Annotated in this window: 15 protein-coding genes and 8 pseudogenes; 13 read left to right on the top strand and 10 right to left on the bottom strand. The window is 48.7% G+C overall.

Annotation, left to right across the window (positions count from 1 at the left end):
- Nucleotides 1–68: 68 nt before the first annotated feature.
- From JCM11216_RS11980 to JCM11216_RS11965, 4 genes and pseudogenes are all read left to right on the top strand, one after another.
- Nucleotides 69–257, top strand: coding sequence for a hypothetical protein (locus tag JCM11216_RS11980; RefSeq protein WP_054854344.1), 189 nt, complete (start codon nucleotides 69–71; stop codon nucleotides 255–257).
- Entirely contained in the window at nucleotides 176–727 is a 552-nt protein-coding gene (locus JCM11216_RS11975) for a phosphoribosyltransferase family protein (protein ID WP_243676225.1), read from the top strand. Before JCM11216_RS11980 ends, JCM11216_RS11975 begins: the two co-directional genes overlap by 82 nt.
- Nucleotides 720–1,789: pseudogene (locus tag JCM11216_RS11970) on the top strand (formate--phosphoribosylaminoimidazolecarboxamide ligase). Before JCM11216_RS11975 ends, JCM11216_RS11970 begins: the two are co-directional and overlap by 8 nt.
- Nucleotides 1,786–2,919, top strand: a pseudogene (locus JCM11216_RS11965) (formate--phosphoribosylaminoimidazolecarboxamide ligase family protein). Before JCM11216_RS11970 ends, JCM11216_RS11965 begins: the two co-directional pseudogenes overlap by 4 nt.
- Here the strand turns inward: JCM11216_RS11965 and ppcA are convergent.
- The 10 genes and pseudogenes from ppcA to JCM11216_RS11930 all read right to left on the bottom strand — a co-directional run bounded on the left by ppcA (nucleotide 2,916) and on the right by JCM11216_RS11930 (nucleotide 12,624).
- Nucleotides 2,916–4,444 (bottom strand): annotated as a pseudogene (gene ppcA / locus JCM11216_RS11960) (phosphoenolpyruvate carboxylase). The pseudogenes JCM11216_RS11965 and ppcA overlap by 4 nt on opposite strands.
- 107 nt (nucleotides 4,445–4,551) lie before the next feature.
- Complete coding sequence (locus JCM11216_RS19585) at nucleotides 4,552–4,722, bottom strand: hypothetical protein (protein WP_243676224.1); 171 nt, start codon at nucleotides 4,720–4,722, stop codon at nucleotides 4,552–4,554.
- 13 nt (nucleotides 4,723–4,735) lie between these two features.
- Nucleotides 4,736–5,424, bottom strand: a pseudogene (locus JCM11216_RS11955) (prephenate dehydratase).
- Between the two features lie 190 nt (nucleotides 5,425–5,614).
- Entirely contained in the window at nucleotides 5,615–6,430 is an 816-nt protein-coding gene (locus JCM11216_RS19580) for a hypothetical protein (RefSeq protein ID WP_243676223.1), read from the bottom strand.
- A 4-nt stretch (nucleotides 6,431–6,434) separates the two neighbouring features.
- Nucleotides 6,435–7,579: pseudogene (locus JCM11216_RS19575) on the bottom strand (glutamate synthase-related protein).
- A gap of 365 nt (nucleotides 7,580–7,944) precedes the next feature.
- Nucleotides 7,945–9,363 (bottom strand): glutamate synthase, encoded by a 1,419-nt coding sequence (locus JCM11216_RS11945; protein WP_054854342.1) that lies wholly within the window; start codon nucleotides 9,361–9,363, stop codon nucleotides 7,945–7,947.
- Nucleotides 9,364–9,469: 106 nt separating this feature from the next.
- A complete protein-coding gene (locus JCM11216_RS11940; protein WP_243676222.1) occupies nucleotides 9,470–9,952 on the bottom strand; it encodes a hypothetical protein in 483 nt (160 codons plus the stop codon).
- Between the two features lie 151 nt (nucleotides 9,953–10,103).
- Nucleotides 10,104–11,125: pseudogene (locus JCM11216_RS11935) on the bottom strand (isocitrate/isopropylmalate dehydrogenase family protein).
- Between the two features lie 301 nt (nucleotides 11,126–11,426).
- A complete protein-coding gene (locus JCM11216_RS19570; RefSeq protein ID WP_243676221.1) occupies nucleotides 11,427–11,645 on the bottom strand; it encodes a hypothetical protein in 219 nt (72 codons plus the stop codon).
- The gene (locus JCM11216_RS11930) at nucleotides 11,638–12,624 is read right to left on the bottom strand and encodes a 2-isopropylmalate synthase (protein ID WP_243676252.1); all 987 of its coding nucleotides are present in this window, start codon (nucleotides 12,622–12,624) and stop codon (nucleotides 11,638–11,640) included. The genes JCM11216_RS19570 and JCM11216_RS11930 overlap by 8 nt, the downstream gene beginning before the upstream one ends.
- Before the next feature lie 216 nt (nucleotides 12,625–12,840).
- On the opposite strand from JCM11216_RS11930, the pseudogene ilvB reads away from it, so the two are divergent.
- The 9 genes and pseudogenes from ilvB to JCM11216_RS11890 form a co-directional block, all read left to right on the top strand.
- Nucleotides 12,841–14,615 (top strand): annotated as a pseudogene (ilvB, locus tag JCM11216_RS11925) (biosynthetic-type acetolactate synthase large subunit).
- Nucleotides 14,599–14,889 (top strand): ACT domain-containing protein, encoded by a 291-nt coding sequence (locus tag JCM11216_RS11920; RefSeq protein WP_054854340.1) that lies wholly within the window; start codon nucleotides 14,599–14,601, stop codon nucleotides 14,887–14,889. The pseudogene ilvB and the gene JCM11216_RS11920 overlap by 17 nt, the downstream one beginning before the upstream one ends.
- Nucleotides 14,882–15,879: pseudogene (gene ilvC, locus JCM11216_RS11915) on the top strand (ketol-acid reductoisomerase). Before JCM11216_RS11920 ends, ilvC begins: the two are co-directional and overlap by 8 nt.
- 299 nt (nucleotides 15,880–16,178) lie before the next feature.
- Nucleotides 16,179–16,280 (top strand): hypothetical protein, encoded by a 102-nt coding sequence (locus JCM11216_RS19565; protein WP_243676220.1) that lies wholly within the window; start codon nucleotides 16,179–16,181, stop codon nucleotides 16,278–16,280.
- Between the two features lie 22 nt (nucleotides 16,281–16,302).
- Nucleotides 16,303–16,911, top strand: a complete 609-nt coding sequence (locus JCM11216_RS11910; RefSeq protein ID WP_054854339.1) for an NAD-binding protein — start codon at nucleotides 16,303–16,305, stop codon at nucleotides 16,909–16,911.
- Nucleotides 16,912–16,988: 77 nt separating this feature from the next.
- Entirely contained in the window at nucleotides 16,989–17,375 is a 387-nt protein-coding gene (locus JCM11216_RS11905) for a hypothetical protein (RefSeq protein ID WP_243676219.1), read from the top strand.
- A gap of 46 nt (nucleotides 17,376–17,421) precedes the next feature.
- Nucleotides 17,422–18,597, top strand: coding sequence for an FAD-dependent oxidoreductase (locus JCM11216_RS11900; RefSeq protein WP_243676251.1), 1,176 nt, complete (start codon nucleotides 17,422–17,424; stop codon nucleotides 18,595–18,597).
- 59 nt (nucleotides 18,598–18,656) lie between these two features.
- Entirely contained in the window at nucleotides 18,657–18,848 is a 192-nt protein-coding gene (locus JCM11216_RS11895; protein WP_054854336.1) for a hypothetical protein, read from the top strand.
- Nucleotides 18,845–19,473: 4Fe-4S binding protein (locus tag JCM11216_RS11890; RefSeq protein ID WP_243676218.1), on the top strand; the 629-nt coding region annotated here is incomplete at its 3' end. The genes JCM11216_RS11895 and JCM11216_RS11890, both read left to right, overlap by 4 nt.

Below are 19,473 nucleotides of genomic sequence, written 5' to 3'. Positions count from 1 at the left end.
CGTCATGCATGTCGGTTTTTTAATAAGTAATTTTTAAATAAAAGTGTTAATTAATAGGTTGATGGGTCATGAATAGCACTGGGCTTGTTAGGTTTTATGGAGGGCAGGCGTTTCATGAGTTGGAGGTCTTTGGCCTTAGGCGTAGCTTACCCATAGTGCCCGTTGGTGATGGCTTATGGATTGCCTCGGATGCTGGCTTGTGCTTGGTGATGTGGAGTTCATTGGTAGGGCTGGCCGTGAGGTTGCCAATGCCGTGAGGCGATACGACCCGGATGTCATTGTTACGGCTGAGGCTAAGGCCATTGCCATGGCCTATGAGGTGGCTAGGAGCCTCGGTCATGGTAGGTTTGTGGTTGTTAGGAAGAGTGTTAAGGGTTACATGAGGGGGGGTTACGTTACTGAGAGCGTGAAGTCAATAACGACTAGGGAGCCCCCCCAAACCCTTGTACTCACCGGTGAGGATGTGGAGTTTATCAGGGGGGGTAGGAGGGTGTGCTTGTTTGATGATGTTGTTTCGACGGGTAGCACAATGAGGGCTCTGGAGAGGCTTGTTAATAGGGTTGGTGGTGAGGTTGTTTGTAGGGCGTGCATTTGGCGTGAGGGCCCCCCCTGGTACACCTTAAACGACTTGGTATTCTTCGATTACCTACCGATCTACGTCTCGAGGGAGTTGTACGGTAGGTTCATGGGCGAATCCCCCATTGGGGGGGTGGTGGGTAATGAGTGAGGTCCTTGCTAGGTATGACCTGGATAGGGTCACCATAGCCACGCTGGCCAGCCACTCATCGCTTCAGATATTCCACGGGGGGGCCAAGCTCGAGGGTTTCGAGACCGTAGCCATCGTGCCCAAGGATAGGCTTTGGTTCTATGAGCAGTTTAGGCACTTGATTAATCACTTCGTGGTCCTCAATAACTGGAGGGAGCTATGTAGTCCCGAGGTAGTTAGGAGGCTCCAGTCGTTGAATGCCGTGTTGGTGCCTCACGGTAGTTACGTGGAGTACGTGGGCCTTGATTGCGCCGAGGGTATTGAGGTGCCCATCTTCGGGCTTAGGAGACTGTTTAGGGTTGAGAGTGACCAGTGGGCTAAGATGGACCTCCTCAGGAGAGCCGGTATACCAATACCGAGGCTCTTCGGAGTCGGCGATGATGTTGATGGGCCCGTGATAGTTAAGCTGCCGGGCGCGAAGGGCGGTAGGGGGGGTTACTTCATTGCCAGGTCTGGCGAGGAAGTGGTTAGGGGGGGTGTTGAGGAGAGGGTTAGGGAGGCTTGGTGAAGACGCCTAAGGATGTCATTGTGCAGGAGTACTTGATAGGCGTACCAATCTACATACATTACTTCCACAGCCCAGTACTGGGTAGGGTCGAGATACTGGGTGCCGACATTAGGTATGAAACCAACATTGATGGCTTGAGGAGGCTAACGCCGGACGTAATCGTGGAGTTGGGTCTAAAGCCCACCTTCGTAGTCGTGGGTAATATACCGCTTGTGCTCAGGGAGAGCTTGTTGCCCAAGGTCCTTGATTACGGCATTAAATTTACCGAGGAGACCAGGAGAAGCCTACCGCCTGGCGCCATTGGGCCTTTCTCCCTGGAGGGTGTTATTGATGATGAGGCTAATATAAGGATTTTCGAGTTCTCTGGGAGGATTGTTGCTGGGACTAATTTGTACGTGTATGGTAGCCCGTACTCGTATCTCTACTGGAGCGAGCCGATGAGCATGGGTAGGAGGATTGCCAGGGAGGTTAGGATGGCAATCGAGAAGGACTCACTGGAGAAGGTGGTCACATGAGGTATAGTGCTGGGGGGGAATTACTAAGCAATTATAAGCTTGGCGTGGACTCGGTTCACATAGCCGCCATAGCGAGCCACTCAGCCCTTGATGTTTTTGATGGGGGGCTAAGGACGAGGGGGGGTTCAGGACGATAGCCGTCTGCCAGAGGGGGGGTAGGGAGACGGCGTACCTCAGGTTTAGGAGGGTTGTTGATATTCCGTTAATACTCGATAAGTACGCCGATGTGGCTAGGGAGGATGTCGTAAGTAAGTTGAGGGCGTTAAGCGCCATATTCGTGCCCAACAGGAGCTTCTCGGTTTACGTGGGTTACGATACTATCGAGAACCAATTCCCAGTGCCCATATTCGGCAATAGGTACCTGCTTAGGTATGAGGAGAGGGTTGGGGGGGATAAGACGTATTATAAGATCCTCGATAGGGCTGGCATCAGGAGGCCTAGGACTTACTCCTCGCCTGATGATATTGATAGGCCCGTGATGGTTAAGATGCCCCCACGCGAGGAAGAGGGTTGAGAGGGGGGGGTTCTTCGTGGCCGTGGATAGGGAGGATTTCTGGAGGAAGTTTAGGAAGTTGGTTAGTGATGGGGGGGTGGTGAGTGAGGGTGACCTTGGTAAGGCTTCGATTGAGGAGTTGGTTGTTGGGGGGGCCCACTTCAATGTTAATTACTTCAGGAGTGTCGCTAGGGATGAGGTGGAGATCCTAAGCATTGATAGGAGGATTCAGACAAACCTCGATGGGCTGCTGAGGCTTACGGCTGATGTGCAGTTGGAGATTAGGGATTACATCGATGTGGAGATGATCGAGATTGGTCATGAGCCTGCCACCATTAGGGAGAGCGAGTTGAATAGGCTCTTCGAGGTGGGTGACAGGTTTGTGAAGGCCGCTGAGGAGGTCGAGCCGCCGGGCGTCATTGGTCCATTCACACTACAGTTAATGGTCACCTCGGACCTGGACATAGTGGTCTTCGATGTAGCCCTCAGGATTGGTGGTGGCACGAACATATACATGGGCATTGGGAGCCAATACAGCAAGCTGTACTTCGGTAGGCCGGTAAGCCTTGGTAGGAGGGTAGCCATGGAGATTAGGGAATGCCTAGAAGGTGATTGCCTGGAAAAGTTAGTGACTTAGCCTATTGCGTGCCTTATTAGTGCCATCTCGACCATGTACTTAACCGTATCATCCTCCCTACCCTCAGCCAACGAATTAATTAACAGCTGCGCCAGCAACTCATGTTTCCTACTTTCGTAGTCGCTGGGCCCCCCCGCCCTAATGCCCATTTCCTCAAGTGTCTCAATGTCCTTCCTAACCATATGAATTACATCATTGGTAATCCCGAAGGCATTACCCAGTTTTGTGAGCATGTCTAGGCATTCGTGGCATACGTACCTAGCCGCCACGCTTAGATCATGCCTTAGGTTTACGTAGGCCTCACTCAACGCTGCGTACTCCGCATCGCTTAACTCATTAATGGTAGAGACCCCCCCAACACCTCGGGCGGTATACCCAGGGAATAAAGCGCTGCGACGAATGTGATTGCCCTGGGAAGGACTACGCCCCCTAAACCCCCTGCTATAGCCGAATAAGCCTATGTGTAGTTTCCTGGCTCTCCTCCTAGGTACATAGTTAGAGACCTTATTTATGGCATTTGCTAAGCCCTCAACCTCCCTTTGGTAGTTAACCACGTACTTCCTAATAATGCCTACGAGCTTTCCATAATCCGCAATTAAGCAGTCACTACCTGGTGCCCTATTGTTTAGCCTAGACACTGCATTAATCACAGAACCCTCTGGGTAGTCATACCTAAAGGCTGATTGTATGGTGAAGGTATGGACACATGGGTACTCCCTAATGACGTTATCCACGTTATACGGCGTTAAGTGCCCCCCCTAAATGGTGTTGGGCCAACGCCAATTATTGGGTAAACCTCGAGACCGAGCTCCCTACCAATACTCAATGACTTACTCAGTGCTATCTTTGCCATGAGTACCGCAGGTACTAAGCCGTAATTCATCGCTGGGTCTGACCTGGCTATGAAGACCCTGAGGTAACTCGGTCTAATGGCTTTCCAGTAACCAATGATTATCTTGCCAATCCCCCCCAACATCGAGTCCAGATCCTCAATGAGGGGTATCACATCTATTGTGCCCGGCTTTACACTGCCAAGTACATCCATAACTTTGACACCAGGGAGTAACTCCATGAAAGCCTTACCGGCCACAACCCTTTCGTAGTACCTATACGTGAATATCAACTCCTCCGCCCTCGACGTTAGTGGCAGTATTACCTGAAACACGCCATTCACATTATCATCTCCATAAAACTCCCTGGCAATGTCGTAGGCCGTTGGAACCAACTCCAGGGCTTGCGAGAACAACTTTTTCTCAGTGGTCTCAGCCCAGGGATTAGGTAACCTGAGGGTTAGGTATACGTCTCTACCAATCACGTGCTTCCTGAAGAAGTCGGGGGGGTACCTACTAAGTAGTTTCCTGACCACGTAAATATCAACATCCTTGCCCTCGAAGTCCCACATGACCTCATGGCAACCATATAGGCTGTAGGCTAGGTATGCCTCGTGGATCTCATCATCACCCTGGATAACGCTATCCTTAACCCAATTAGGTACTTGAGCGTTATCTGGGTGTTGGGTGCACATGCTCATTGGTACGTGGTCCATACTCAATGAAAAATAGTGAAGTGGGTGCTTATAAGTTATACTTATTTTATATAAATTCGTCAGTTAAAATATATAGAATTAGTCAGTTAATAAAACCTAACCACAGGATAACTACCCAGCATTTTTACATAAACAGCCACCCTACTTAATTCATCAAAAGCCCTTGAGCAATTTACATCGCTTAATTGACACTCGGTCTCCAGTAGGAAATCGTAGCTCCAGGGACTACCCCCCCTATTAGGCCTTGAGTAAATCATTGATAGGTTTATGCTAAGGTCCGCAAAGCTTAAGGGCGTTGAATAGGGAACCTGGTCTATTTGGTACTGAGAATATCGCCATTGTCCTATCTCCAACCCTACCCATGTGCCTTGATATTACCAAGAACCTAGTGTAGTTCAGGTTGTCCTCAATACCGCAGATCAATGGCTTAAGACCATGAAGCTCAGCACCCATTCTAGAGGCCACCGCGGCCCTGTGCCTAAAGCCCTTAATTATCCTCAGGGCCTCTGAAGTTGATTGCGTATAATTTACCGAGACATTTAATTTTGATATGAAGTTCAGTGCCTCATTAATTGCATGTGGGTGGGAGTAAATCTCCTTAATGTCGTTTATGTCACTCCCATCATTAACAACCAGGCATAGGGTTACCCTATAATCAATGGCGTAATTTACGTAGACCCCCCCCACCTAAGCAGGGCCTCCATGGACTCACCAACAACCCCCCCGGCCTGGTTATTCTCGATGGGTATAACACCAAAGCCATAATCGCCCCCCCGATAAACGCCCTTGACCACATCACCAATTGACTTAAGGGAAGTAAGTATTGCATCTTTACCAAATAATTGAAGGGCAGCCTCGTGTGAGTAACTACCCTCAGGTCCTAGGTAGGCAATCCTATCATTGCTTACTAACACATCATTTATAAGCCTAAGAAGTAGTGGCTCATGTATTAATTGCATGAGGTCCACAACCCTCGCATTACCGCCATACCTAACCAACAACTCCCTTAACCTGCTAAGGTCCTCCTCAGCCCTGGTTATTGCGGCCATTAATTCTGAAATTCCTGGTTAATCACGCATCAATTTGCTAGTTATCCCTTTTATAAATATTACCATGGCGTGAATTACTTACTATATTTTTATCGATTAATCATCTATAGAGCACGTCCTCACCGGCGAGCTTAACCATGAGCATGTCCCTAACCCTACCACTCAAAGCCCTGAGCAACTCCCTATTACCAACAACCGACTGCAGCGAGTATATGCCGGCCGCACCAAGGAGCTGGGCAATCTCCCTCTTAACACCGATTAGGAATTTCATAAACCTAAGCCTAAAGTCCTCAATACCCTCATAACCATGCAAAGCCCTCTCCACAAAACCACTTATGATTACCGCATCCGCACCAAGGGCCACTAACTTAATAATATCCCCCCCACTACTCCTGATACTGGGCATGTGGATTAATAAGTCCACGTTATCTCTAATACCCCCCCTCCTCCTAAGCTCAACATCAAGCCTAACCAAGTGCGCCTCTGGATAATCATCATTAATGTCTATTATTACACCGTCAAACCAATTATTTTTCCTCACCAGTGCATTTACGGCATTGCTAACCTCACCTGCCTCCGTAATCCTTACGTATGTGGGTACGTTAACGCCAGGCATGACTTGCTGCGGATTGGTTATTACGAGCGCGCCCAACCTCTCAATGTATGTATCCCACATAACCCTCATTAGGTGCTTGTTATCTACTATATCCATGCCCTCGAGATCCACCATTACTGAATTAGCCCTGGCAACAAACTTGACTACCCTAATGAGCTCCCTGTCCCAGGTCCTCGGTGGCCTAATTATTACCGGCATAGAAAGCCACAGTTTACCCCCAGCCAGTGTTGTCGACACATCTATGTCCTCTCTATATGGGTCTATGGCCGGTTTCGTGACCTGGGCGCCATCGAACCTCAACCAATCAATCAGCCTCTTCGGGGGGCTCGACCTCCGGCGGCCCGGTGCTACCCATGCTCACGATGACCACGTCACCGGTCCTCACGAGCTGCGTCGCATAAATCGAATAATCAGGTGTCCAAACATTGCCTGGGTTTATGATGTTCTCATTAACTGAGTCACAGTGCGTTTCATTAATGCCTAGAACCTTCGCCGTTACCTCATCAAGACAACGGCCCTGCAGCAGATCCCTCCTTCCAACGAGCTTCCTAACATCATCAATACCCAGGCTGTCTAGGATTAACCTTAACTCCTCCATGAATGCCGTTAGGAAGTTCCTAGACGACCTGAGGGCGAAGTCATGGTCAACTATTATTGTCCCATCAACGAGCTTACTCGTTATCCCTGCAGGGCAGTTGCCCCCCCTATGGCATGTCCTGGCCATGTCACAGCCCATGGATATAAGCAATGCCGTGCCTAGGGAGACCGCGTCGGCCCCCCCAAGGGCCATGAGCTTCGCGGCGTCATCAGCCGTGGAAACCCTACCGGCGGCTATCAACGTAACCCTATCCCTGAGCCCCCCCTCCTCCCTAAGCATCTTATCGGCCGAGGCCACGGCCAACTCAATGGGTATGCCTATATTATCCCTAACCACCAGTGGTGTGGCCCCCCCGTGCCGGCTCCATGACCATCAATAATAATACCATCAGCTCCCATCCTTGCTATGCCGGCCGCTATGTACGGTATGTAGTTGGTAGCCGCGACCTTAACAAAGACGGGCTTACCAGTGGCCTCTTTAAGCGCGTCAATCCTCTGCTTGAGGTCCTCAATGGAGTAAATATCATGGTGGGGGGGCGCGGGCGATAATGCGTCAATGCCAATGGGAATCCTCCTAACTTGAGATATTACCTGGGTCACCTTAGAGGCCGGTAGGTGACCACCAATGCCTGGCTTGGCTCCTTGCCCGATCTTAATGACCACGCCCATGCCCGTCATTAACGTATTTATATCCACGCCGAACCTGGCCGAGGCCCACTGCACGAATATCCTCTTATGCCTGGCAACCTCAGGGTGTAAACCACCCTCACCAGTACCACTTATGAGCATTAATTCGTCGGCCAACTCGGCCTCGACTACGTTGGGCACACCAGCAAGGGCTCCGAAGGACATGTCGGCCAGGTATATGGGTGCTGAAACCTCTATACCGCCTATGGACGAAGCGAGGCTGGCCTTGCCCCCCCTTTCGTTACCTGTCAACCTAGTTTCATTAATGCCGAAGCTAATGTTGTCGAGTATCCTATACTTCCTAACGCCTCTTCTGAATATTCTAATGGGTCTACCGTGCTTGGCCATCTCCCTAATCTCCTCAATAACATCGCTATACCAGTAATCGCTTGTGGGCCCCTTACTCATTAACCTGATAAAATCACTAATTACTTGCCTGGGCCTTATATTAATTATATAATTCATTCAGGTAAATATCAATTACCTATTTATAAATATTATCCTTATTTAAATAATATATATCGAGACCACTACTCAGCCGTTACTACGGTATACCTTGAACCGAGCAAAGCATCAACTATGGACTCACCTAGGTTGAATTCCTGAGTGAACCTACGCAATATAGGCTCCAGCTCCTTAATCTCATCGCTATTTAGGTCTCTGTATTCTATTCTATTCCTCCTAACATGCTCAGAACGCATCAGTACATTTAATAATTTATTAGTCTCGTCCTGTCTTAAACCCTCGTCATTAGATGCATCAAGAAATTCCTTGAGTTCGGAGTAGGGTATTGTTAAACCTATCTTATTCTCGGGCACCTTGCCCCCCCTGATGTATATCCTGCCACCAACCATGCCGCTACCCACGTGCTTACCAACTAATTGGACATTACACCTATTTAATGCATCAATGCCGAGGACCATGATCACACCGCCAGCCATGTACTCACCGAGGTAATCATCGACCCTACCGCCAATTATTAAGTAGGGCCTCCTGTCACGGTACTCACGCATTTGAATGCCAGTTCTATTACCCGCATTACCCCCCCTAATAAGAACCTCACCACCCTGCAATGCCTGACCAAGCACATCCCTTGCATCGCCATGTATTACGACCCTGCCACCATGCATTGTATCCGCAACATCGTCCTGGGCATTACCGTATACCACGAACTCAACGCCATTATTTAGATTCGCCAAGGAATTTCCCGGCGTGCCGTATATCTCTACCCTGACACCCCCCCTTATGTTATGCCTTGGTAAGTTAACGCCTATGAATCTCTGGCCCCCCCTAACATTTATGATCCTAATAACCCTCTCACCACTTAATGCCCTTCTCAATATTTCCTCATTTAACTCCCTATAATTGAGACCCTCAGCATTTATTGCATCCTTCCCAACATAGGTTGGGAAGAACCTACGCGTAAAGAAGATATCCACCTCCTCCCTAGACCTACCCCATGAAATAACGCCGTGTTTTAACGAGGCTATGAAATAACCACCAGGCTCAAGGGTCCAGACCTGGGCTTCAGGCGCCACAGCCCTAATGGCGGCCTCCTCACTGGCCACGTAGTAGTGCTCATCATCCATGCCTATTACCATGGGCCTGAGCTTAAACCTATCCACCATGGCCACTAGGTAGACATCATCATTGTGATAAATACCCATTAGAATGGCGAAGGGGGGGCCATCAAGCATGGCCCACCTAAACTGCCTAATTAATGACAAAGCCTTGCTGTCATGCACATACTTAGGTGACTCACCAATTAAGGCCTTAACCGCGCTTTCGATATCAAGTCCATGCAAATGAAGTAGGTAGTGCATTAGGTAGGCAGCGGCCTCGCTGTCGGTTCCCACAAATGAGTTAAGGCCGTACTTATAGAGTAGGGCGTTCACATGATTACCATAACTACTTAATTCGCCGTTATGAACAACGGCAATGTCACTCACCGAAAATGGGTGTGACCAATAGGGTAGGTAGCCCGGCGAGTTTGTTGGAAACCTTGTATGGGCAACCCATAGGTCTGCGCTATACTTCTCTATGCCATATATAGAGCTATATCGCCTGGGTAACCAACACCCTTAAACACGTCGACATGCTCACCCAGTAGTAAACCCTGCCAGCCCTATCCTCCCACAGCAAGTCATTAATGTAGTTGACGATATTCATGACCCCGTAATTAAACCTAGCACCATTGAGTACCCTAACCTCCAGGTCAACAACAGGCCCAAGCTTATTCCTAACCCTTATGTCCACGGGGGGGCCAAAACCATTATCCCTCATTACCGACTCAATGATATCCACCGCGCCCTTCATAGACCCCTCCTTAACGAAGACCCCCCATCCTGAGACCCATGGTTCGCGGTTAAGCAGGGCGAAGCCCGAACCCAGTCCAGCACCCCCCCTGAACTTAATAGTCTCTATAGCCTTAACCACAAGGTCACCACTTACCTTATCTGAGTTATCGCCACGTCTAATTACGCCGAAAATCCCACAATCTGCTGGGTATTTAACGAGCGATATCATATGCGCGGGCAATAAATAAGTTCATGTAAGGAATATTTAAGCTTTATATTCCTAAGCAATATGTAAATAAGCTATTTCTTATTCATCTATGTAATTATATATTAAATATTGATGCTATGGCCGAAAATAGTGAATATTATTTTTAGATATTAACGAATTAATACTAAATAAGTTTAATGACCTCGACAGTGAAGGAGGCGGTGGTATAGTTACCACCAAGGTCCGGTGTGTGTATTCCTCGGTTTAGGGCGTTAATAACGGCATTCTCAATGGCGTTACCAGCCATTACGTAGTTACCATCCCCCCCAGTTCTCTCCCCCCCATACCACCTGAGCATCCATGCCGTACTCAACATCATTGCCGTTGGGTTTGCAATGCCCTTACCGGCAATGTCGAAGGCAGCCCCCCCGTGTATGGGCTCAAAGAGGGCCTTATTATCGCCTATGTTTGCCGACGGCGCAAGCCCTATACTACCAGTCACGTAGGCTGCTAAATCACTGAGTATGTCGCCGTATAAGTTTGTTGTGACTATCACGTCAAAATCCTGGGGTCTCCTGACCAGGTCCATCACGGCCGAGTCTATGTACATCTCATTAACCACAATGTCCGGGTAATCCTCAGCAACTTCCTTAACAGTATCCCTAAACAAGCCGTCTGACACTGTCAATACATTGGCCTTATGCACTATGGTGACCTTCCTACGCCTGGCCCTCGCCATGTTGAGGGCCACCCTGGCAATGCGTTCACTCGCTCTCCTGGTTATTACCCTAAGGGCTATTGCGGCGTCATTGTTAAGCATGTACTCGGCCCTCACATAAACGTCCTCGGTATTTTCACGCACAATGACCAAGTCCACGCCGTCCCTCACCGCCTTAACCCCCCCTGGGTAATTCCTCGCAGGCCTAATATTGGCGTATAGGTCGAGACCTCTCCTCAACTTAACAACAACCTCACCCGCACTCTCACCAACCGGTCCCTTCAGTATTGCGTCTGATTCCTCTATTACTCGCCAGTACTTACCTGGCAAGGCCTCCCCCCCGTACTTCCTAACAGCGTTATCCCCAGCCTCAATATACGACACATCAATCTTAAGCTGAACTTCGACGACACAGCCTTAAGAACCTCCAGCGCCGACCTTGTTACCTCAGGCCCGACACCATCACCCTCAATAACCGCCACCCTCATCAGGCCTATTACATAGCCTATTTTTTATGTATTGCTAAACTATAGAAATTACTAATAAATGCCATCAATCGAATTGGATAATGGCCCCTAACCATGAAGACACCGACTTGAGAAACTTGGGAAATTAACCTAGTAAAGGCATAAGCATGGATTGAGAACAGCAATGGTCATTCTTATTAAGGTTTAAGATCTGTTGATCATCGGCATCCACTCGCTTATTAGGTATGATTTATTTAAGGTAGGGAGAATAGTGTTTTGAAAATTAATCAATATTTAAACTATAAATTTTTGAAATTATTTTCTAGTAATGACCTGCCTTGTCGGCGCCGTAATTAACCAACTCCATTATTATGCGTTTAATATCCTCCTCTGAAGCCTTAATACCCATGTCACCCAACTCCTTAACTCTCTTTAACACTGCATTTACAATATCATCACGTGGTTCAATGCCCATGGACCTTAGTATATATATTATTGAGTGCTTACCGCTGTGCTTCCCAACGACTATCCTCCTATTCATGCCTACTTGTTGGGTCTATTGGTTCATAGGTAAAGGGGGGGTTCGAGAGAACGCCATGCACATGAATACCAGATTCATGAGAAAAGGCGTTGGCTCCTACAATGGCCTTATTCGGCGGTACCGGTATTCCAAACAGCCTCGATACTAGGTCGGAGACCTCCTTGACCCTCTCAAACCTAATATTAACATTATAATTAAGTAGGAATTTCACAGCAGCAGCTATCTCCTCAAGCGCCGCATTGCCGGCCCTCTCCCCCCCAACGCCATTTATCGTACCATGCGCTTGGTCAGCCCCCCCAGCCTCTATCGCAGCTACGCTATTTGCCACAGCCATTCCAAAATCATCGTGACAATGCACGCTCAGTAAGTAATTGCCCTTAACCATATCCCTAACGAACCTGACCAATGACGCCATTCTGCTCGGCCACATCACACCGACGGTATCCGCAATATCTAGTCTATCAGCACCGGCATTAACAACTTCCTGGAAAACCCTGACCAGGAAATTGGGGGGGTCGCTCCTCGTTGCATCCTCCGCGCTAAACTCCACGGTTAAACCATGAGACTTGGCATAGGTGACCGCATTCACGGCGGCCTCCACGACCTCCTCCCTACTCATCCTCAACTTATACTTCATGTGTAGGTCTGACGTGGCTATGAATATGTGTATTGCCTTAACGCCGGCATCAATCGCCCTGTCTATATCCTCCTTCCTAGTCCTCGCCAATGCTATGACCTCTGAGTTGCTCACCTCCCTGGCTATGGCCTTAACGGCCTTAAACTCGCCCTCGCTGACTATTGGGAAACCAGCCTCTATAGAGTCAACGCCCAACTCCTCAAGCTTTAGCGCAATTCTTAGCTTGTCCTCAGGTTTAAGGGCAACACCTGGTGTTTGTTCGCCATCCCTAAGTGTCGTGTCTAATAACCTTACGTATTTACTCCCCCCCGGTGAAGCCCTAACTACGTTTTCCTGAGCAATCTAACCCACCGTCTCCTATAAACAAAATACTTTATTTAAGCATTTCCCCATGATATAGAAGGAACATAAATAATTGATAATTCACATTACACTAGTTATATGACGGAAAAGCTTAAATATTTTATAAATTTACCTATGTATGATGAGGTGTTTTATTCTTTACGTATAATGCGGATGAAAACGATCGGTTAAACTCACGGTTAAATGATACGGTGCATGCGCATGAATCAAGGGTGCCAGGTGATGGTGATGCCCAGGGCGGTTGATCTACTCGTTAGGGAGATGGAGAGTATAGGTGTTAAGGAGGTCTTTGGTATCATTGGTGGGCAGATAATGCCGTTCTTTGATGCATTATATAATTCTAATATTAAGGTTTATATGTTTAGGCATGAGCAGGGCGCAATACACGCGGCTGATGCCTACGGCAGGGTCACGAAGAGGCCCATGACCGTGGTCGTCACGTCAGGACCAGGCGCCACAAATCTGCTGACTGGGCTTGCCAATGCCATGATGGACTCATCACCATTAATTGCAATAACTGGTCAAGTACCAACGGCATTCTTCGGAAGGGATGCCTTCCAAGAGACAGACATTGTTGGTGCAACGATGCCTGTCACTAAACATACCTTCATGGTTAGAAAACCGGAGGATTTGGTGCCCGTGTATAAGGCTGCTCATGAGATAGCAGTTGATGGAAGGCCGGGTCCTGTGGTCATAGACCTGCCGAGGGATGTTCAGTTAATGGAGATTGACCCAGCGGTTATTAAGGCAAGGACCATACGAATAACCAGGAAAATAGCCCCCCCAGAGCCAGACCCATCACTGATTGCCTACGCGCTCAAGTTACTTCTTAATGCTGAGAGGCCTGTAATGCTCATTGGCGGCGGTGTATGCTGGAGCGGCGCTACCAATGAGGTCCTAACCCTCGCCGAGTTACTAGGCATGCCCATAGTCACCACACTGCTGGGTAAGAACTGCGTGCCAAATAACCACCCACTGGTTATGGGGGGGCCTCGGGAATGCACGGTAGGCTTGAGGCCGATGCAGCCATAATAAATGCCGATGTAATATTGGCGGTCGGCACAAGGTTCAGTGACAGAACCGTGGGCAACTTCAACGAGTTTAGGAGGGGGGGTAGGAAGATAATACATGTCGATATCGATAAAAGTGAAATTGGTAAGAATGTAAAGCCTGAGGTTGGTATTGTCGGTGATGCGAAGACCGTGTTATCAACAATGATTAAACTCGTGCCCAAGGCCCTTGAGAGGAGACACGAGGCATTCATTAGGTGGTTAAGGGGTATTAAGGAGAGTTATGAGGAGTATAGGAGCAAGGTTGATATTAATGGATTTGCGCCATGGAAGGTCCTGAAGGTCCTTAGGGAGGTGATGCCACCGCATTCGATAATAGCCACCGGCGTTGGCAGCCACCAAATGTGGTGCGAACTTCATTGGGATGTTTACGTACCTGGAACCTTCATAACCAGCGCGGGCCTTGGTACAATGGGCTTCGGATTACCCGCCGCCCTAGGCGCAAAGATTGCTAGGCCGGATGTCCCAGTACTGGACATTGACGGTGATGGCTCATTCCAAATGACCATGCAGAACCTGGCCTTAATCCGTGAATACAACCTACCAGTGATAGTAACCATATTTGACAATTCAACGCTAATGCTCGTTAGGCATTGGCAGGTAATGCTGTATAATAGGAGGATCATTGCCGTGGACTTCAACGTAAACCCGGACTTCATGAAGATAGCCGAGGCCTATGGAATAGAGGGTGTTAGGCCGAGTAATTATGAGGAGTTGAGGAGTACCGTGGCAAGGGCCGTTAGGAATAATGAGGCGTTGATTGTCGACATAACCATTGATAGGGAGAGGGACTTCGTTTTGCCCTTCGTACCCTCAGGCAAATGGCTTGAGGAGGTCATATTTCCTGAGGGGGGGTTCAGGGTCGATCTCAGGTACCCAGGTGATGGCTATGGAGGGTGATTTCTCGATAGAGGTCGTAATGAGTAATGAGGTTAACCCGTTCGATGCCGTGGTTAGGGCCATGAACGTGATCAGGAGAGGTAAGATAGCAATTAGGCATGTGAATATTGACATGAGTGACTCGGTGATTAAGGTCTCAATTAGGGCTAGGGGGGGTGAGGAGGATGAGGTTAGGTGGGTTTGTAATAAGCTTGATAAGCTTTACGATGTGGTAAATGTTAAATATATGCCCGAAGAAGTACACATGAATAAGGTGGTGGTTAGTAATGGCTAGGATATATAAAGATAAGGATGCGGATCAATCAGTGATCAAGGGTAAGGTCGTTGCTGTGCTCGGTTATGGCATTCAGGGTAGGGCGTGGGCCCTTAACATGAGGGATAGTGGCGTCAAGGTTATTATTGGTGTTAGGCCTGGCAAGAGCTTTGACTTGGCTAGGCAGGAGGGCTTTGAGGTTTACCCGGTGGGTGATGCCGTTAAGAAAGCCGATGTAATAGCCATGCTACTGCCCGACATGGTTCAACCAAGTGTTTGGGAGTCGGAGATTGCGCCAAACCTTAGGCGTGGCATGACGGTGGTCTTCGCCCATGGCTTCAACATTAGGTTCGGATTAATAAAGCCGCCGAGTGACGTGGACGTGGTCCTAATAGCGCCTAAGGCGCCTGGTAAGGCCGTTAGGGATGAGTTCGTTAGGGGGGGTTGGGGGGGAGTCCCGGCGCTGGTTGCTGTTCACCAGGACTTCACTGGGAATGCCCTAAAGACTGCGTTGGCGATTGCGAAGGCCAACGGGTTCACTAGGGTTGGGGGGGTTATAGAGACAACCTTCGCTGAGGAGACGGAGACCGACCTGATCGGTGAGCAGAATGTGCTTGTCGGTGGGTTACTGCAGTTGTTGAGGTATGGATTTGAGGTTATGGTGGAGCTTGGTTACCAACCTGAGGTGGCGTATTTCGAGGCCATTAACGAGGCTAAGTTAATAATGGATCTGATATGGGAGAGGGGGGGCTCACTGGGATGCTCCTTGGGGGGGTCAGTGAGACGGCTAGGTATGGTGGCTTAACGGTTGGGCCATACGTAATTAATGAGGATGTTAAGAGGAGGATGAGAGAGGCTGCCGAGAGGGTTAGGAATGGTGAGTTCGCTAAGGAATGGGTTACCGAGTATCAGAGGGGTGCGCCGAGACTAGGCGAGTTACTTGAGCAGGTTAGGAAAAGCCAAGCTGAAAAGGTTGGTGATTTCTTAAGGCAATTAATGAGGAGTAAATAGGTTTAATTCCTTGTGTATAAAAATTAGTTTTAAGTAGGTTATTATTTGTTTAATGAGATTTTATTTAAATATTAATGTAAATTATTTAGTAGACGCTAGGTAATTATTAATTATAAATTGTGATTATTTATTATGAATAATTTTTAATAATTTAGAGGTTAGTCTATTGGCTTATTAATCTTTTATTGTTGACTTAGGCAAAATTTTTAATCCACGGCATAACTCACTAATCGTGGGTTATAGGGCGTTGGATTCTGATCGTGTAAAGAGGCCATTGGGTACTTAAGATTACGCCGGAGATGTGTATTGGTGATGAGCTATGCGTTAAGAGGTGTCCAATGGGCATATTGGAGCTCTCGAGGGAGGAGGTCAACCCGAAGTTACCACTACGTCAGGATTAAGCCTGGCAGGGAATTTGACTGTGTGGCATGCGGTATATGCGAGAAGGTTTGCCCAACAAATGCGATATATGTCGAGCGTGAGGAGGAAATAACAGTTAAGGATTACTTAACGAAGATTGATGGGATCAAGGCTACGCAGGATAACGCAAATAATAATCGCGTTCTCGTAATTGGCGGTGGTATTGCTGGTATTGAGGCTGCCCTTGCCCTGGCTAACATGGGCTATAAGGTGACGATCATCGAAAAATCAGCGACTATTGGCGGTAAGATGGCGATGCTCGACAAGACATTCCCAACACTCGACTGCAGCATATGCATAGAAGGACCACTAATGAGCGATACGTCGAATAACAAAAACATAGAGGTGTTAACCATGGCAGAACTACTAGAGTTAAGGGGGGGTGAGCCAGGGCGTTATAGGGCTAGGATATTGGTTAAGCCTAGGTACGTGACTAATGAGTGTACGAAATGTGGGTTATGCGAGAACGTATGTCCCATGACTACTCCAAGCGAGTATAATGCGGGTATCGGCCTTAGAAAGGCGATATACCTACCATTCCCACAGGCCGAGCCAGGAATATACGCCATAGACCCAGACCTATGCCTAAACAAGCCCCCCCTGAAAATATAGTCTGTAATAGGTGCGTCAGTGTCTGTGAGCCCAGGACCATACTATTCACGATGATGCCACGGATAGTCGAAAGGGAGGTGGCTGCGGTCATAGTGGCTACGGGTTATGAAATAGAGAATGGCGATGTACTGGGTAAGTACGGCTATGGTAAGCACCCGGACGTACTCACGGCAATGGAGTTTGAGAGACTCGTCAATGCCACAGGGCCATCACTAGGTGAGGTAGTTAGGCTAAGCAACCATAACCACCCTAGGAAAGTCCTGTTCATATCCTGCATTGGCTCAAGAACAAATAAGGCAAACCCATACTGCTCAAAGGTCTGCTGCGAGTACCTACTCAAGCAAGCCATCTACGCGAAGAACCACGGTATTGAGGATGTCACAATACTATACATGAATGATGTCAGGACCTACGGCAAGGGCTTCGAAAACCTGTACCAAAGGGCTATAGAGAGGGGGCGTTAGGATATCCCATGGAAGACCGATAGTTATTAGTCCCGTCAATGGCTCGATAAGGGTTAAATACGAGGACACACGAAGTAGGGAGATTAGGGTTGAGGATTATGACATGGTTGTCTTAGCACCAACGATGAAGCCACCCAAAGAACTTCAGAAACTGGCTAATACGCTAGGTCTCGAATTGGATAGGTACGGCTTTATTAAGGTGAACCCCCCCGCAAACCCTGTTGAGACCAATATACCAGGTATATTCGTGGCAGGAAGCGCCTCCGGACCCACGGACATTACGGAGTCGGTGCTCATGGGCCTGGCAGCGGCAGCCCAAGCCGTGGGCTTCATGAGAAAATCCATTATCGAAACCGAGGAATTCAGTGAGACCATAGAGACTGAGAAGCCAAGGATTGGTGTTTTTGTTTGTCATTGTGGTACGAATATTGCCGGTGTTGCTGATGTTCCTGCGTTGGTGGAGACTGCTAGGCAGTTGCCTGGCGTGGTTCACGCCGAGGATGTACCCTTCGCCTGCTCTAAGGCGGGTTTGGATAGGATTGCCGACTCAATAAAGAAGAATAACCTTAACAGGGTCATTGTGGCGGCCTGCTCCCCCCCAGCGACACACCTTAGGTTTTTCCAGGATGCTGCGAGGAGGGCTGGCCTTAATCCTTACCTCGTGGAGATGACGAACATTAGGAACCTGGACACCTGGGTCCACAACGACAGGAAGGTAGCCACAGAGAAGGCCAAGGACATGATAAGAATGGCCGTAGCCAAGGCACCGCTCATGAGACCCTTCAGGCCCGAGAAGCTCGGTATCATCAAGAGGGCGCTGGTCATTGGATGTGGCCCTGCAGGGCTAGCGGCCATTAATGCCCTTGCCAACGCAGATGTTGAAACAATAGTGGTTGAGTTGGGAGGTAGATGCGGTGGTCCTTACCTAAATGACTTCGTAATTAAGTACTTACCGGAGGGCGCCAGGGCTAAGGAGTTGGTTAATAAATTGATTAGGGTTCTCGAGAACCCCCCCAGGGTTAGGGTTTATTATGGGACCACGGTTAAGGAGGTTACGGGCTTCACGGGTAACTTCCACGTAGTCCTAAGCAACGGCGTTGAACTCGACGTTGGCGCAATAATAGTCGCCACGGGAGCTAGCCCCGTCAATGCCGTTAATTATAATGCTGGCGATGGGCTTAATATCGTGACTATACACGACCTAGTTAATAGGGGGGTTTAGGCGTCGGTAATGATGTATTACTTATTGACTTATGCAATAAGCCCTACTGCCAAGCCATAATGTTTAACACAGCCCTGGCGCTGAGGAGGACTGGTAAGAATGTGTACGTTGTTGTTAAGGATGTAATGATGGTTGGGACTCAGTATGAGGACTTGTATAGGGAGGTTAGGAGGGCTGGCGTTACAATATTGAGGGTTCCAAGGGATGGCGATGTCATGAATTATGTAGTACTTGATCATGATACTGCGTGATTAGAGATGTGGAGCTTGGCGGGGATGTGACTATCCACGTAGACTCTGTCGTGCTCAGCACGCCCATGAGACCTAACTCAGACGAGGTTTCCAAGGTGCTGAGGCTTTCTAAGGATCAGGAGGGCTTCCTGATGGAGGCCCACCCGAAGCTTGGCCCCGTGGACACAATGACCCCAGGAATATTCATAGCCGGTGCGGTTAGGGCTCATAGGGGGGGTTTCGGCGAGGCAGTTCTGGAGGGTTATGCGGCAGCCGCTAGGGCGTTAACTCTATTGACCAGGGATTACATAATTAAGGAAGTTTCCGTACCCAGGGTAGACCCAAGTAAGTGCGTTGGTTGCCTACTATGCATTAAGGCTTGCCCGTACGGCGCAATTAAGGGTGAGCCTGGAAAGCCCGTTAAGATAGACCCTGCCGCGTGCCAGGGCTGTGGTTCATGCGTTGGTGAGTGCCCATACGGTGCATTGGACATGGACCTACTCAGCGATGATGCTATTATGGCTCAGATTGAGGCTGCCTTGGCTGAGGAGCCTGAGAGGAAGGTGATAATGTTCACGTGCGCCTACTGCTCCTACTACGCAGCCGACAATACGGGAATACTGAAGCTTCAATACCCACCACACGT

The organism is Vulcanisaeta distributa JCM 11216, assembly GCF_001315985.1.
Classification (GTDB): Archaea; Thermoproteota; Thermoprotei; order Thermoproteales; family Thermocladiaceae; genus Vulcanisaeta; species Vulcanisaeta distributa_E.
The sequence above is the reverse complement of the archived record's forward strand: the minus strand, read 5'-3'. Positions and strand labels throughout refer to the sequence as shown.